Origin of the sequence: Kutzneria buriramensis, from assembly GCF_003387475.1 — a bacterium.
GTDB classification, from domain to species: Bacteria; Actinomycetota; Actinomycetes; order Mycobacteriales; family Pseudonocardiaceae; genus Kutzneria; species Kutzneria buriramensis.
The window spans coordinates 37,659-53,101 of the sequence record NZ_QUNO01000031.1 but is presented as its reverse complement, the minus strand read 5'-3'; the positions used below and the strand labels follow the sequence as shown (position 1 = coordinate 53,101).

Sequence of the window (15,443 nt, the reverse complement as noted above, 5' to 3'; positions counted from 1 at the left end):
CACCGTGAGCACCGCATTGGCCGAGAACGCCGACAAGATCAAGAGCATCGTCTGCTACATCCTGGAACTCGAGCCGGACGAGGTCATGCTGGACAGCTCGTTCGTGCATGACCACGGCGTCGACTCGATGGGCGCGATCGAGCTGCTCGCCGCCCTCGAGCGTGAGTTCGACGTGGAGATCGAGCCCGAACAGCTGGCCCGGATGACCACCCTCGCCGGCGTGCAGACGGTGCTGGCCGAGGTCGCCGGCTGGTGACGGGGATGGGAACCACACACCACGCAACCGGCCGTCGGGTGGTTGTCACGGGCATCGGGGCCGTCTCCAGCATCGGCACCGGAGCGGCGGAGTTCACCTCAGGCCTGCGTGCCGGTCGCAGCGGCGTGCGCCCGATCAGCCGCTTCGACACCACCGGCTTCGCCAGCGGCAACGGGTGCGAGGTTCCCGACTTCGAGCCGCGGCGCTGGCTCAGGACGCTCGACCCGGACCGGCTCGGCCGGGCCACCCAGTTCGCCACCGCGGCGTCCAGCATGGCCGTCGCCGACGCCGGTCTGACCGCCGAGCAGCTGCGGGCCGTGCGCGGCATGGTCTCGATCGGCACCACCGACGGCGAGTCCGCCGATCTGGACAGCCTGGTGGAAACCGAGATCAGCGACGGCTTCGGCGCGACCGACCGGCTGGTCGTCGAGCGGGTGTCACCGGTGCGGCTGGCCACGGCCACCGCACAGGAGCTCGGATTGTCCAACGTGGAGGCAACGACCTTCGGGACGGCGTGTTCGGCCGGCAATTACGCCGTGTCCCACGGCTTCGACGCCGTCCGCTCGGGCGAATCCGAGTTCGCCCTCTGCGGAGGCACCGACGCGATGTGCCGCAAGACGTTCACCGCATTCTACCGGCTGGGCACGATCGCACCCGAGCACTGCCAGCCTTTCGACGCCGACCGCAAGGGCATCCTGACCGGGGAGGGCGCCGGTGTGCTGCTGTTGGAGAGCCTCGACTCGGCGCTTCGCCGAGGCGCCGAGATCTACGCCGAGGTGCTCGGCAGCGCGCTGAACTGCGACGCGCACCACCCGGTCGCCCCCAACCAGGCAAGCATCGCCCGCTGCATACGCAAGGCGCTGAACAGCTCGGGCGTCAAACCGTCCGATGTGGACTTGATCTCCGCGCACGGCACCGGGACCAAAGCCAACGACATCACCGAGATCGGGGCGATCAGCGAGGTCTACGGCGACCGGCCGCCGCGCACGGTGTCGCTGAAGTCCATGCTGGGACACACAATGGGCGCGGCCAGCGCGCTCGGCGTCGCCGCCTGTGCGCTGGCGATCAAGCACGGTTTCATCCCGCCGACCATCAACCACGTGCGCACCGACCCCGAGTGCCCCATCGACTGTGTGCCCAACAAGTCGGTCGCCACAGAGCTCAACGTGGTCCAGAACAACGGCCTGGCCTTAGGTGGCAACAACGCGATCGTGCTGCTCGGCAGATACGGGGCGACACGATGACGGCCGCTGTGATCACCACCTGGTCCGCGGTGTCCCCGTACGGGATCGGCAGCGCGGCCCTGGTCGACGGCGTGCGGACCGGCCGGCCGACAGCGGCCGATGTGGACGCCGACCGGTGGGCTGTGCCGGACCGGCTGGCCAACCTGCTGCCGGCCTTCAGTCCGACCTCGGCCCTGGGCAGGAAGGGCACCAGGGCGATCGACCGCGCGACCGCCATCGCACTGGTCGCGATGCGCGAACTGGCCGAAGGCCCAGGCGTCGACGAGGAGACGGCGATCGTGCTCGGCACCACCACCGGCAGCCTGCAGAGCATGATGGAGTTCACCAGGACCTCGTTGCTGGCCAGCCGGCCGACGCTCGTCGATCCGGCTGTCATCCCCAACGGGGTGATGAACCGCGCGGCCAGCCAGTGCGCCATCTGGTACGGCCTCCGCGGGCCCAACGCCACGATCGCCAACGGCCGGGCCGCCGGGCTGGCCGCCCTCGCCTACGCGAAACGTCTACTGGACGACAACCGCGCGACCAGTGTGGTGGCCGGCGCGGTCGAGGAATTCTCCGACCAACGATGCTGGCTGGAGCACCGGCGGTGGGGCGAGGTGTGCGACCGCCGCGCCCCGTTGGGTGAAGGCGGCGTGCTGTTCCTGGTCGAACGGGCGGACGCCGTCCCGCAGGGCCGTCGGCCGGTCGCCGAGATCCTCGCCATGACTTCACGCGTGCACAACAACAACGACGTCGACGGCATTCTGCGCACGGCGGTCCTTGACGCACTAGCTGCTGCCGGCATCGATCCGGCGCGGGTCTGGGCCGTGGCGCGCAGCGGATTCGCGCCAGACGCCACACACCGCGCGCTCGACGACGTCTTTGATCACGACGTGCTCACCAGGGCGCCGGACATGACAGCGCTGGTGGGTGACACCGGGGCGAGTAGCGCCGGCTTCGCCGTCGCCGGAGTGCTCGCCTCGGCAACCGATGAACCCGCCATCGCCGTCATCACGGCCGTCGATCCCGACGGTCTGCTCGCAGTCGCAGTTCTGCGGCTGGGCAATCGGCACAAACCGACGTAGTCACCAGGAGCACACCATGACCAACATCCTGCCGCTGGTCGATACCGGTCTGCTGCCAGCGGACGGCGCCAACTCGGACGTCGTGATGGCTGCGCACCGGGTGTACGAGCACCTCATCGCGCTGTGGGCCCCGGGCGTCATCGAGGCTGCCCACGACCTGGGCGTCTTCGACGCGCTCGGCACTGCCCCGGCGCGGGCCGACGAGCTCGCCGAGCAGCTGGGCACCGACACGAAGGCGACCGGCGTGCTGCTCGAGGCCCTGTACGCGTATGAAATCGTCGCTCGCGAGGTCGCCGACGACGGCGTCGTCGGCTACACCCTGGCTCCGGCGATGGCCGAGGTGCTGTCGCCGACCGGGCTTTTCAGCCTGACCGGCAAGATCGGCTACGACCGCAAGCTGGCCTGGGACGCCTGGCGCGGGCTGGCCGACGCCGTTCGGTCCGGCCGCTACGACGCCAGCGGATCCGAGCAGGGCAACCGGATCTCCGAGTACGAATACGAATCGCTGGTCACCGGCATCAACTTCTGGGCGCCGCCGATCGTGCGCGAACTGGGCCGCGCGCTGCGCGAGCTGGGCTGGCCGACCACGGAGTCCGCCCGGATGCTGGACATCGGCTGCGGCTCCGGCCTCTACAGCCATCTGCTGCTTCAGGAGTTCCCCGGACTGTCCGCCGTCGGCATCGACGTGGAGCTCATACTCAAGATCGCCGTGGAGCAGAGCCTCCGGCTGGGCGTCGCCGACCGGTTCGCCACCTTCGACGGCGACTTCACCAGCGACGATCTCGGCCGCGACTTCGACCTGGTGCTGTTGGTGAACATCTTCCACCTACAGAGCGGCGACAGTGCAGGGCTGCTGGCCAAGCGGGTCGCCTCGGCGTTGGGCGACAACGGGATCGTCGCGATCGTCGACCAGATCATCGATGACCGGCAGGGCCCGCGCTCGACACACAACCGCTTCTTCCGGCTGTTCGCCACCTCGATGCTGGCCACCGGCGGCGGCGGCGCGTACACCGTCGACGACTATGACGCCTGGTTGGAAAGCGCTGGGCTGCATCGGATCGCACTGGTGGACACACCGATGCACCGGGTGCTGCTGGCCAAGCGAAGCTGATCCCAGAAAGGACGAACGCGTGCGCACGAGTCTGTCCGACGTCCTGGCGGTCACGCCGCTCCAGGAAGGCATGCTGTTCCACTCCGGTTTCGACCAGCACGGCGTGGACGTCTACTGCGAGCAACTGGTCGCCGAGCTCGATGGCGAGCTGGACTCCTCGGCGCTGCGCGAAGCGGTCCAGCTGCTGCTGGCCCGACATGACAACCTGCGAGCCGCGTTCCGCTACGGCCGGTCCGGCCGGGTCGCCGCGTTGATTCCCGACGCCGTCGCCGTACCCTGGCGTGAGATCAACGCGCCAGCCGGCGAGGTGCCCGCCGTCGCGCTCGCCGAACGTTCTCGACGGTTCGACCTCGGCCGGCCGCCGCTGCTCCGCGTCGCCCTCGTCCACACCGGTCCCGCCGCGCACAGCTTCGTCTTCACCATCCACCACCTGTTGATCGACGGGTGGTCGATGCCCTTGCTGGTCGACGAGTTGCTTGCGTACTACCAGCACGGCGCGGCCGCCGTACTGCCACCTGTCACCCCGTACCGCGACTACCTGGCGTGGCTCGCGGGCCGCGACCGCGACGCCGCAGTGACTGCTTGGCGGCGGGTATTCGCCGACTTCGCCGAGCCGACACGGCTGTACGCCGACGGCCCCGCCATGATGCCGGAGCGGGTGACGGTGGAGCTGTCGGCGGTGGACACCGACCGGCTCACGCGGTGGGCGCGGTCGCGTGGCCTGACGTTGAGCACGGTGGCTCAAGGCTGCTACGCCGTCCTGCTCGGCATGCTGACCGGCAAGACCGACGTCGTCTACGGCACGGTCAACTCGAGTCGGCCGCCGGAGCTGTCCGGCGTGGAGGCCATGATCGGCCTGTTCCTGGACACCGTGCCGGCCCGGGTCCAGCTCGACCCATCCGCGACCGTCACCGAACTGCTGACCGGAATCCAGGATCGGCAGTTGTCATTGCAGCCGCACAACCACATCGGTCTAGCTGCGGTACAACGGGCCGTCGGCGTCGGCGAGCTGTTCGACACCATGTTCGTGTTCCAGAACAAGTCGCTGAGCGGCCAACGGCGCGAAGAGGTTGCCTCCGGCCTGCGGCTCCGCGGCGTCGATATGTTCAGCGGCACGCACTACCCGCTGACGGTCTTCGTCGAGCCCGGCACCGGACTCAGCCTGCGCGTCGAATACTCGCCGGCCCGAGCGACCCGCGCGCAGACCGAGGCGCTGGCCTCCAGGCTGGCCATGCTGCTGCGCCGAGTGCCCGAGAACGCCGACCTTCCCCTTGCCTGGCTGAGCTTCCTGGACCTGGCGGAGCACGACAAGATCGTCGGCCAGTGGAATGAGACCGAGCGTGCGCTGCCTTGGCAGGGCTTTGTCGAGCTGCTGGAACGCCACTGCGAGAGCGACGCGGCCGCCGTGGTGTGCGACGGCCAGCAGCTGACCCACCGCGAGTTGCACACCAGGGCGAACCGACTCGCCCGAATGCTCGTCGACCGTGGCGCCGGCCCGGAACGTCCGGTGGCGGTGGTGATTCCCCGCTCGATCGACATGGTCGTAGCGGCGTTGGCGGTGTGCAAGGCGGGGGCGGTGTGCCTGCCGATCGATCCGGGATATCCGGCCGACCGCGTCAAGTTCATTCTCGACGACGCGCAACCTGTTGTCGTGCTGACAGATACCGCCGGCGCGGACGGCTATGACGCCAGCAGCCTCGGCGTTCAAGCCGATCCTGACGGCGCGGCCTACGTGCTCTACACCTCCGGCTCGACCGGTGTGCCCAAGGGTGTAGTCGTCACCTGGTCCAGCCTGGTCAACGTGCTGATGGACATGTGCGGACGGCTGGCGGCGCACAGCGGTGATGTGCTGCTCAGCGTCAGCACCTTCGGCTTCGACATCTGCAACACTGAGCTGTTCGTCCCGATGCTGACCGGCGGCCGGCTGGTGCTGGCGACACACAGCGAGGTCCGTGACCCAGACCAACTCGCGGACCTGGCCATCGCCGCACGCGCCACGATCATGCAGGCGACGCCGACGCTCTGGAAGTCACTTGTGGACAGTCGTTCGGACTGCCTGGCGGGCATCACCGTGCTGACGGCCGGCGAGCCGCTGACCGACGCACTGTCCGAAGCGCTGCGAACGGCCGCGAAGGCCGTCATCAACGCGTACGGTCCGAGCGAGACCACCATCTACTCCACGTCCAACGAGCAGGGCACGCCGTCGATCGGTCGTCCGTTGGCCAACACCAGCGTCTACGTGCTGGACGGCGCGCTGCGACCAGTGCCGGCTGGCGTCCTCGGCGAGCTCTACATCGGCGGCGCGGGACTGGCCCGCGGCTACCTCGACCGCGCCGAGCTGACCGCCCAGCGATTTGTCGCGGATCCGTTCGGGCCGCCCGGCTCGCGCATGTACCGCAGCGGCGACCTGGCCCGGTGGACGGACGGCGGTACGCTGGAGTATGCCGGCCGGATCGACTTCCAGGTCAAGCTGCGCGGTCACCGCATCGAACTCGGCGAGGTCGAGGCGGCGCTCGCCAGCCAGCCGGGCGTCACACACGCGGCCGTGCTGCTGCGCGAGGACAAGCCGGGCGACAAACGTCTGGTTGGCTACGTGGCCGGTGCGGTCGAGGCGACCCTGCTGCGCAAGGCGGTCGCCGAATTCCTGCCGACCTACATGGTTCCCGGCGTGGTAGTCGTGTTGGACGCGTTGCCCACCAACGGCAACGGCAAGCTCGACCGAGGTCGACTGCCCGCCCCGGAGTCGACCGTGAAACCAGTCGATCGCCCGGCCACCGATCCGCGCGCACAGCTGTTGGCCGGCCTGTTCGCCGAGGTGCTCGACGTGCCAAGCGTCGGCGTGGACGACGACTTCTTCGCCCTGGGCGGACATTCACTGACGGCCGTGCGGCTGGTGAAGCGGGTCCGGTCGGCGCTGGGCGTCGAGCTGTCCGTACGGACGCTGTTCGAAGCGCCGACCGTCGCCGGCCTCGCCCGTCGGCTGGACGGGACAGCCCCGGCCCGGCCGCCGCTGCGGGCGGTCGAGCGACCGGATCCGATCCCGCTGTCCTATGCGCAGCAACGGCTGTGGTTCCTCAACCGGCTGGAGCCGGACAGCCCCGCCTACAACATGCCGCTGACCTTCCGGTTCACCGGCGGCCTCGACGTCGCCGTGCTGCGATCGGCGATCGGCGATCTGAGCCTGCGACACGAGAGCCTGCGGACGGTTTTCCCGGACGTCGACGGTCTGCCGTACCAACACATTCTCGGCCAGCCGGTGACCATGGACGTGATCGAGACGCACGATCCGGATCGGGCGGCGTGGGACAGCGCACGCCGCGGTTTCGCCCTGGTGCGGGACGTGCCGTTGCGTGCCGAACTGTTCGTCGGTGACGAGGCCAGCGTGCTTCTGCTCGTCCTGCATCACATCGCGGGCGACGAGGGCTCGCTGCGGCCGCTCAGCAACGACCTGACGGACGCCTACACGGCACGGCTGGCCGGCCAACCGCCGAACTGGACCGACCTGCCGGTGCAGTACGCGGACTACGCGCTCTGGCAGCGCGACCTACCCGTCGACGACACCTACTGGCGGGAAGCGTTGCGCGACCTGCCCGAGGAGATCACCCTGCCGACCGACCGACCGCGGCCGGCGGTCGCCAGCCAGCGGGGCGGCGTCGTCACGGTCGACTGGGACGCGGCCGCACACCGCGGCATCGTGGAGCTGGCTCGCACGAGCTCGACGACCGTGTTCATGCTGCTGCAAGCCGCGGTGGCGGCGTTGTTGAGCCGCCTCGGCGCGGGCCAGGACATCCCACTGGGTACGGCCGTGACCGGCCGTCTCGACGAGGCGACCGACGACCTGATCGGCGTCTTCGTCAACACCCTGGTGCTCCGCACCGATGTGTCGGGCACACCGACTTTCCGTGAGCTGCTGGAGCGGGTGCGCGTCGCCGACCTCGCCGCGTACGCGCACCAGGACCTGCCCTTCGAGCGGCTCATCGACGCCGTCGGGCCGGAGCGGTCAAGGTCCCGCGAGCCGCTGTTCCAGGTGTTGATCGGCGTACACGACGACAGCTGGACGCCGCCGCCGCTGCCCGGCGTCGAATGCACGATCGAGCCGATGTCCACCGGCACCGCCAAGTTCGACCTGTCGTTCGAATTCGTCGAACACGGCAAATCCGGCATGCGACTGCAACTGGAGTACGCGGCCGATCTCTTCGACGCCTCGACGGCCGAACGGATCGGTGGCTGGCTGCGGCGCCTGCTCGCTGAAGTGGTCCGCGACCCGGATCAACCTGTCGCGGCGATCGACGTCTTCAGCGCGTCGCCGCTGGTCGGACCGGCGGGCGCGGAACACCCAGGGGTGCTGGCCAGCATCGTCCGGCACTCGGGCGATGAGCCGGCCGTCGACTCGGTCAGCTACCGAGAGCTGTTGGCACGCGCGGGTTCCGTCGCGACGCGGCTGTCGCCGGGCCGGCTGATCGGCATCCTGGCGGAGCCGGGCCCCGACGTCATCGCCGGTGTGCTGGGCGTCTGGGGCGCCGGATCAGCGTACGTCCCGCTGGACACCCGGGCCCCGCTGGGCCGCCTGAAGACGCTGGTGGCCGACGCCGGCGTCGAGCTGCTGCTCGTCAGTCCAGGCTTGGCGGATCTCGGTTCGCAGCTCGCCGAGGTTATGGTCCTCGACGGCTCCACAGTGGACGACTGGACGCCCGTCGTGCCCGATCCGCTTGATCTGGCGTACGTCATCTTCACCTCGGGCTCGACGGGCCGACCCAAGGGCGCGATGGTGCACCACGGCGGGTTGGTCAACCACCTGCTCGCCAAGGTCGACAACCTGGCGCTGGACCCCGACAGCCGGGTGGTGCAGAACGCCCCACTGACCTTCGACATCTCCGTCTGGCAGATGTTCGGCGCTCTGATGGTCGGCGGCCGGGTCATCACCGTGCCCCGGGAAACCGCGGCGGATCCGGGCGAGTTGTTCGGCGTGACCCTGGATCGGGCCATTACTGTGCTGGAGGTCGTGCCTTCGCTGCTGCGCGCGACGCTGGATGCCTGGGACTCGCTCGCCCAAGTCCCTCAGCTACCGACGCTGCACTGTCTGATCGTGACGGGCGAGCTGCTGGCACCGGACCTCTGTGCCCGTTGGTTCGCCCGATTTCCCCGAATTCCACTGGTCAACGCCTACGGACCGACTGAATGCTCCGACGACGTCACCCACGCGGTGCTGCTCGAGGCGCCCGCCGGCCGGACGCCGATCGGCGATCCGATCCTCAACACCCGGCTGTACGTCCTGGACGAAAGGCTCGCCCTGGTCGGCGTCGGTGTCACCGGCGAGCTATACGTGGGTGGCCACGGCGTCGGCCTCGGCTATCTCGGCGACACGGACAAGACCTCGCGGGCCTTCGTCGCCGACCCGTTCGGGCCGCCGGGCGCCCGGATGTACCGCACCGGCGACCGGGTACGGCAGCGTGCCGATGGCCAACTGGAGTTCATCGAACGGCTTGATCATCAGGTGAAGGTGCGTGGGCATCGGATCGAACTCGGCGAGGTCGAGGTCGCGCTGCGCACGCTGCCCGGCGTGCGTGCCGCGGCGGCGGCCGTGCGCGGATCGACCCTGGTCGGCTATCTCGTCGGCGGCCCCGAGCCGGCAACCGCCCATGCGCTCGCGGCGGAGGTGCTGCCGGACCATCTGGTGCCGACGGCGCTGGTCACGCTGGACCAGCTGCCGCTCACCGCCAACGGCAAGCTGGACCGCAAGGTGCTGCCGACGCCCGATCTGGTCTCGAGGTCGAGTCGGCCCGCCCACACACGGGTCGAGAAGCTGCTCGCGGAGGTGTTCGAGTCCGTGCTCGGCGTGCCCGAAGTCGGTGCGGACGACAGCTTCTTCGACCTCGGCGGCGACAGCATCCTGTCGATCCAGCTCGTCAGTCTGGCCCGCCGCGCCGGTCTGAGGATCACGCCCGCCGACGTGTTCACCCACCGGACCGTCGCCGGTCTGGCGACCGCGGCCGGCCGCGGCGCCGCTGTCGTCGCGCCGGACGATGGCGTCGGACGGGTCGAGCTGACGCCTGTCATGCACGACCTGCGGGAACTGGGCGGCCCGGTAGACGGATTCAGCCAGTCGGTGCTGCTCGACGTGCCGGCAGGGCTTCGCCTCGACGCCCTGACCTCCGCCGCGCAGAAGGTGATCGACCACCACGACATGCTGCGCATGCGGTTGAACGACGACTGGACTATCGACGTCCTGCCCGTCGGCTCGGTCGACGCGGCCAACGTCGTGTCCACAGTGGACTTCGCGGCGGACGGCTTGCCCGATCTCGTCCGCGAGACGGCACGTGCGACGCGCGAACTGCTGCAGCCGCCGGACGGCGTTGTCGTTCAGATCGTGTGGTTCGACGGTGGCCCTCGGGAGCGGGGACGCCTACTGATCACCGTGCATCACCTCGCGGTGGACGGCGTGTCCTGGCGCGTGCTGCTGCCGGACCTGCTCGCCGCCTACCAGGGCGAAACCCTTGAACCGACGCTGACATCGGCGCGGCGTTGGTCCGAGGTGCTGCGGGACGCAGCTGCCGATCGCGGGTCCGAGCTGCCGCTGTGGACGGCTATGCACGCCGGCCGCCTGCTGGAAGCCGACCTTTCCCCCACGCGCGACAAGACTGCCACCATGGGTACGTTGCGGACCGCACTGCCCGCCGCACCACTCAACGGCCTCGACATCGAGCGGACACTACTCACGGGGTTGGCGCTGGCACTCACGGACTGGCGCGGTGAGGGTCCGGTGGCCGTCGAACTGGAAGGGCACGGACGCGAGGCGCTGATGTCCGATGTGGACCTGACCCGGACCGTCGGCTGGTTCACCAGCGCCTACCCGGTCAGCCTCGACGTCACCGGGCGCTCCCCCGCCGAGGCGCTCGACGAGGTGACACGCAGGCTCGACGCGGTGCCCGACAACGGGATCGGCTACGGCTTGCTACGACACCTCAATCCGGAGACCGCGCCGGCACTGGCCGCGCTATCCGCACCACAGATCGGGTTCAACTATCTCGGCCGGCTCAAGCCGGTCGCCGGTGACTGGTCCCCGGCAGCGGAGAACGAGTTCATCGGCGCAGGCGCCGATGACGAGATGCCGCTGCGTCACGTGCTCGCGGTCGATACCCTGATCCAGGACGACACCCTGGTGGCGAACTGGACCTGGGCCAATGAGCTGCTGGCCACCGAGGACGTCGAGACGATCGGCTTTCTGTGGGCCGGCCGAGTCGCCGAACTCTGCGCCCGGCCGTCGATCCGTAGCCGGGAGGCGTTCGCGCCGGTGTTGCCGATCCGGCCCGGCGACGACCAGCCTCCCCTGTTCTGCGTGCACGGCGGCGTCGGTCTCGCGTGGCCGTATCTCGGCCTGTCCGCTCATCTGGACACGCCGATCTACGGGTTGCAGACCGGCGGCATCCTCGAACCCGCCAGGCCCGCGAAGAGCGTGTCGGCAATCGCGGCCGATCATGTCGAGCGGATCAGGCGGATCCAGCCGAACGGACCGTACCGGCTTCTCGGGTGGTCGTTCGGCGGCTACGTCGCCCACGAGATCGCCGTGCGGTTACAGGACCAGGGCCAGCAGGTCGACCTGCTGGCCATCCTCGACACCTACCCGGCCGAACGGGCACAGCCGATCCTCCCGGAGCGTGAACTGCTCGTGCAGCTGTTGGCCTACCTGGGATATCGCGCCGACCACTTCGGCGACGACCAGGACGTCGGCTCGATTCTGGCGGCGGTAACGGCGGAGAACCCCGCGCTGGCCGGCTTCGGCGCCGACCAGCTGCGCAACCTGATCGCCGTCATCGGCAATCACGGGAAGCTCGGTACCCGGTTCGTGCCGCGCCGTTTCGCCGGCGACGTGACGTTCTTCCGGGCCGGCCGGGACGCGCCGCCGGCCGACGAAGCGGTCCGCCGCTGGTCACCGCATGTGGCCGGCGAGTTCACGTGCCACGACATCGACAGCGAGCACGAGCTCATGCTGTTGCCGGCGCCGTTGGCGACCATCGGCCCGCTGCTGGCGGCGGAACTGGGGAGGCGGCCATGAGGACCAACCGGGTCGTGCTGACCGGACTGGGCGTGATCTCCAGCATCGGCATCGGTGTGCCGGAGTTCACCGACGGGCTGCGCTCCGGCCGCAGCGGTGTCCGGCCGATCACGGTGTTCGACACCACCGGCTTCGCATCGGGAAACGGCTGCGAGGTGACCGATTTCCGGCCGGAGCACTGGATCCGCACGATGCCGGTGGGCGAACTCGGCCGAGCCAGCCGGTTCTCCGTCGCGGCGGCCCGGATGGCCGTCCGGGATGCCGGTACCGACGAACAGACCCTGCGCGACCGTCGGGGGCTGATCTCCATCGGCACCACTGACGGCGAGGCGCACGAGCTCGACACGCTGACCGAGTCGGAGCTGGCCGGCGGGAGCGCGCTCGATCCGCTGCTGGCCCGCCGTGCCGTGGCCAGCCGGCTGGCCACCGAGGTCGCGCGCGAGCTGCGACTCTCCGATGTGGAGATCATGACCGTCGGGACCGCTTGCGCCGCAGGCAACTACTCGATCGGCGACGGTTTCGATGCGGTCCGCGCCGGCGAAGTCGACTTCGCGATCTGCGGCGGCGCCGACGCGATCTGCCGCAAGACCTTCGCCGGCTTCTACCGGCTCGGCACGATCGCGCCCGAGCACTGCCAGCCGTTCGACGTCGACCGCAAGGGCATCCTGACCGGCGAGGGCGCCGGCGTGGTGTTCATGGAGACGGTGGACTCCGCGCTCGCCCGTGGTGCGCGCATCTACGCGGAGGTGTTGGGCTGGGGTCTGAACTGCGATGCCTTCCACCCTGTCGCACCCGACCAGGACAGTGTCGCGCGCTGTGTCGAACTGGCCCTTGCCGACGCCGGCATCACCCCGGACCAGGTCGACTTGATCTCGGCGCACGGCACCGGCACCAAGGTGAACGACGTCTCCGAAACCAAGGCGATCCGCCAGGTCTACGGCGACCGGCCGCCCCCGACGGTGTCCCTGAAATCGATGCTGGGGCACACCATGGGCGCGGCCAGCGCGATCGGAGCCGTCGCCTGTTCGCTGGCGATCACACACGGCTTCATCCCGCCGACGATCAACCACGTGCGCACCGATCCGGAGTGCGCCATCGACTGTGTGCCCAACGAGGCCGTGGCCGCGGAGTTGGACATCGTACAGAACAACGGACTCGCGTTCGGTGGCAACAACGCCGTCGTGATCCTTGGCAGGCACCGGGAGCGGTCGTGACCAAACTCGTGCTCACCGGATGGTCCGCGATCTCGCCGTACGGACGGGGCCGCGAGGCCTTCCTCGGACGCAGGGCCACCGGCCACGATGTGCCGGACTTCAGCGCGCGGGAGGCGCTCGGCAGCAAGGGAACGCGGTCGATGACTCGACTCACGGCGCTGGCCATCGCCACCGTCGGCGATCTGATCGCCGACACGGGCTGCGACACCGGCGCGGATACCGGGCTGGTGCTGGGCACCACCACCGGCAGCGCGCAGAGCATGATGGACTTCACCCGCTCGTCGCTGACCGCCGCGCGACCGCACCGGGTCGACCCGGCACTGTTCCCCAACACGGTGATGAACTGCGCGGCCGGTCAATGCGCGATCTGGCACGGGCTGCGCGGCCCGAACGTGACGATCGCCGGCGGCCGGACGGCGGGTCTGATGGCTCTTTCCTACACCGGCAGGCTGATCCGCTCCCACCGTGCGAAACGTGTGCTGGTCGGCGCCGCCGAGGAGTGCAGTCCGGCGCGGGCACGGCTGATCGACCTCGCCCGTCCGCCCCACGAGATCCCGAAGCCGCTGACCGAAGGCTGCGCCGCGACGCTGGCCGAGTCGGTCGACCACGACGCGCCAGGCCGCGCCGAGATTCTCGCGGTCCGGTCGCGGCTGTGTCTGGACGGGAGTCCGGGCGCTGCCCTGCGTGACTGTGTGGACGCCGCCCTGGTGTCGGCTTCCTGTGCCGGGAACAGGATCTGGGCCGTGTCCGGCACTGGAACCACGCAGGAAAGGGAACTGCTGGCGGGGCGGCCGACGTGGATCGACGGCCTGCCGGGGGACGCGTCGTCGGCCTCAGCCACCTTCCAACTCGTCTCCGTACTTGCCGCCGCCGAGCTCAATCCGTCTCATGTGGACCGATTCGCGCTGGTCACCGCGGTCGACACGGACGGATCGTCGGCGTGCGTGGTCCTCCGGCTGATCGGGAGCCCGCGTTGAAGACTGTGAGCCCCGTCATCGGGCAGCTCCAGGTGGTGTCCGGCGACACGGTCCGCGTGCCGATCAGTCCGGACGAGCCGGTGTTCGCCGGCCACTACCCGGACTCCCCCATCTTCCCCGGCATGTGCCTGGTCGAGTACGCGCGACTCGGCGCGCTGCTGCTCGCGCCCGAGGCCGGCCTCGAGCTGGCTGCACTCGAATCGGCGCGGTTCAGGGCGCCGGTGCTGCCTGGCGACGAGCTCACCATCACCGTCAGCTGGCGCCGGGACGGCCAGCGGTGGCGCTGTTCCGCACACGCGTCGACCGGTCGCGGTGCCGTGGCCACAGTCCGGCTCCGTCTGCGAGTGGGAGGAACGGCGTGACCGAGATCAGCGAGATCCTCGCGCACCGACCGCCGATGTTGCTCGTCGATTCGGTGCGAGAACTCGTTGCCGGTCGCCATATCCACACCGTCAGGAAGATCACCCGGGATGAGCCCTGGTACCACGGCGCCGATGGCGCGTATCCCCAGGTGCTATTGGTCGAGTCGTGGGCGCAGAGCGCCGGCGTGCTCGCCGGCAAGCCCGACGCCGGCGCCACGATGCTGCTCGGCGCCGCGACCGAGGTCGAGTTCCATCGCCCTGTCCTGCCAGGCGACCTTCTGGAGCACCGCGTCAGCGTCGCCGCGGTGCTCGGCGACACGATGATCTTCACGGGCGGCAGCTCGGTCCGGGGCGCACCCGTCCTCACGGTGTCCAGGATGGCGGTCAGCTACCGGAATCTCCACAAAGGATGGTGAGAATGTCCAAAGTGGCATTGGTCAGCGGCGGATCCCGTGGAATCGGCCGGGCCTGCGTGCTCCGGCTGGCCGAGGACGGGCACGACGTCAGCTTCTGCTTCCGCTCCGACGAGCGGGCAGCGGAGGATCTGATCAAGCAGGCGGCGGAGTTCGGCGGCCGGGTGCGGGCCGAGCGGGTCGACGTCACGGACCCGCTCGCCGTCCAGCTCTGGATCCGGGCGACCGAACGGGACCTTGGGCCTGTTGACGTGGCCGTCACCTCGGCGGGAATCACCCGGGACGCGCCGCTCGTGCTGATGAAGGACGAGGACTGGCACGCCGTGATGAACACCAACCTGGACGGGGTTTACCACGTGTGCAAGGCGGTCGCGTTCGGCATGGTCAAACGCCGGTCCGGCAGCCTGGTCACCATCTCGTCGGTGTCGGGCGTGTACGGCAATCCGACCCAGAGCAACTACTCGGCGTCCAAGGCGGGCGTGATCGCCTTCACCAAGACGCTGGCCAAGGAGGTCGGACGGTATGGAGTGCGGGCGAATGTGGTCGCACCGGGCCTGATCGAGACCGACATGACCGGCGAGCTCACCGACAAGGCCCGCGCGCGGCTGCTCGACGCCGTCCCGCTCGGCCGGTTCGGCACGGTGGACGAGGTCGCCGGGCTCACCGCCTTCCTCGCCTCCGAGCGGGCGGCGTACGTGACCGGATCCGTTTTCCATATCGACGGCGGCATCGCCATCTGAGGAGCCATC

General features: G+C 69.5%; 10 protein-coding genes. All 10 read left to right on the top strand.

Going from position 1 to position 15,443, the window contains the following annotated elements; translation table 11 throughout:
* The first annotated feature begins 4 nt into the window (after positions 1–4).
* From BCF44_RS50970 to fabG, 10 genes are read left to right on the top strand one after another with little or no spacing between them, the layout of a single operon-like run.
* Positions 5–256 (top strand): acyl carrier protein, encoded by a 252-nt coding sequence (locus BCF44_RS50970; protein WP_116181830.1) that lies wholly within the window; start codon positions 5–7, stop codon positions 254–256.
* A 5-nt stretch (positions 257–261) separates the two neighbouring features.
* The gene (locus tag BCF44_RS50965) at positions 262–1,500 is read left to right on the top strand and encodes a beta-ketoacyl-[acyl-carrier-protein] synthase family protein (protein ID WP_116181829.1); all 1,239 of its coding nucleotides are present in this window, start codon (positions 262–264) and stop codon (positions 1,498–1,500) included.
* A complete protein-coding gene (locus BCF44_RS50960) occupies positions 1,497–2,564 on the top strand; it encodes a beta-ketoacyl synthase N-terminal-like domain-containing protein (protein ID WP_116181828.1) in 1,068 nt (355 codons plus the stop codon). The genes BCF44_RS50965 and BCF44_RS50960 overlap by 4 nt, the downstream gene beginning before the upstream one ends.
* Before the next feature lie 16 nt (positions 2,565–2,580).
* Positions 2,581–3,675: a methyltransferase gene (locus BCF44_RS50955; RefSeq protein WP_116181827.1), complete on the top strand. Its 1,095-nt coding sequence runs from the start codon at positions 2,581–2,583 to the stop codon at positions 3,673–3,675.
* Between the two features lie 19 nt (positions 3,676–3,694).
* The gene (locus BCF44_RS50950) at positions 3,695–11,728 is read left to right on the top strand and encodes a non-ribosomal peptide synthetase (RefSeq protein ID WP_170218206.1); all 8,034 of its coding nucleotides are present in this window, start codon (positions 3,695–3,697) and stop codon (positions 11,726–11,728) included.
* A complete protein-coding gene (locus BCF44_RS50945) occupies positions 11,725–12,942 on the top strand; it encodes a beta-ketoacyl-[acyl-carrier-protein] synthase family protein (RefSeq protein ID WP_116181825.1) in 1,218 nt (405 codons plus the stop codon). The genes BCF44_RS50950 and BCF44_RS50945 overlap by 4 nt, the downstream gene beginning before the upstream one ends.
* Entirely contained in the window at positions 12,939–13,919 is a 981-nt protein-coding gene (locus BCF44_RS50940) for a beta-ketoacyl synthase N-terminal-like domain-containing protein (protein WP_116181824.1), read from the top strand. Before BCF44_RS50945 ends, BCF44_RS50940 begins: the two co-directional genes overlap by 4 nt.
* Positions 13,920–13,924: 5 nt before the next feature.
* Complete coding sequence (locus BCF44_RS50935) at positions 13,925–14,281, top strand: 3-hydroxyacyl-ACP dehydratase FabZ family protein (protein WP_246016290.1); 357 nt, start codon at positions 13,925–13,927, stop codon at positions 14,279–14,281.
* The gene (locus BCF44_RS50930) at positions 14,278–14,697 is read left to right on the top strand and encodes a 3-hydroxyacyl-ACP dehydratase FabZ family protein (protein WP_211353634.1); all 420 of its coding nucleotides are present in this window, start codon (positions 14,278–14,280) and stop codon (positions 14,695–14,697) included. The genes BCF44_RS50935 and BCF44_RS50930 overlap by 4 nt, the downstream gene beginning before the upstream one ends.
* The gene (gene fabG, locus BCF44_RS50925) at positions 14,694–15,434 is read left to right on the top strand and encodes a 3-oxoacyl-ACP reductase FabG (protein ID WP_211353637.1); all 741 of its coding nucleotides are present in this window, start codon (positions 14,694–14,696) and stop codon (positions 15,432–15,434) included. Before BCF44_RS50930 ends, fabG begins: the two co-directional genes overlap by 4 nt.
* Positions 15,435–15,443 lie beyond the last annotated feature (9 nt).

Coding starts and splice junctions, on each gene's coding strand:
- BCF44_RS50960 (WP_116181828.1), top strand. CDS start 1,497: ATGACGGCCGCTGTGATCACCACCTGGTCCGCGGTGTCCCCGTACGGG.
- BCF44_RS50945 (WP_116181825.1), top strand. CDS start 11,725: ATGAGGACCAACCGGGTCGTGCTGACCGGACTGGGCGTGATCTCCAGC.
- BCF44_RS50955 (WP_116181827.1), top strand. CDS start 2,581: ATGACCAACATCCTGCCGCTGGTCGATACCGGTCTGCTGCCAGCGGAC.
- BCF44_RS50965 (WP_116181829.1), top strand. CDS start 262: ATGGGAACCACACACCACGCAACCGGCCGTCGGGTGGTTGTCACGGGC.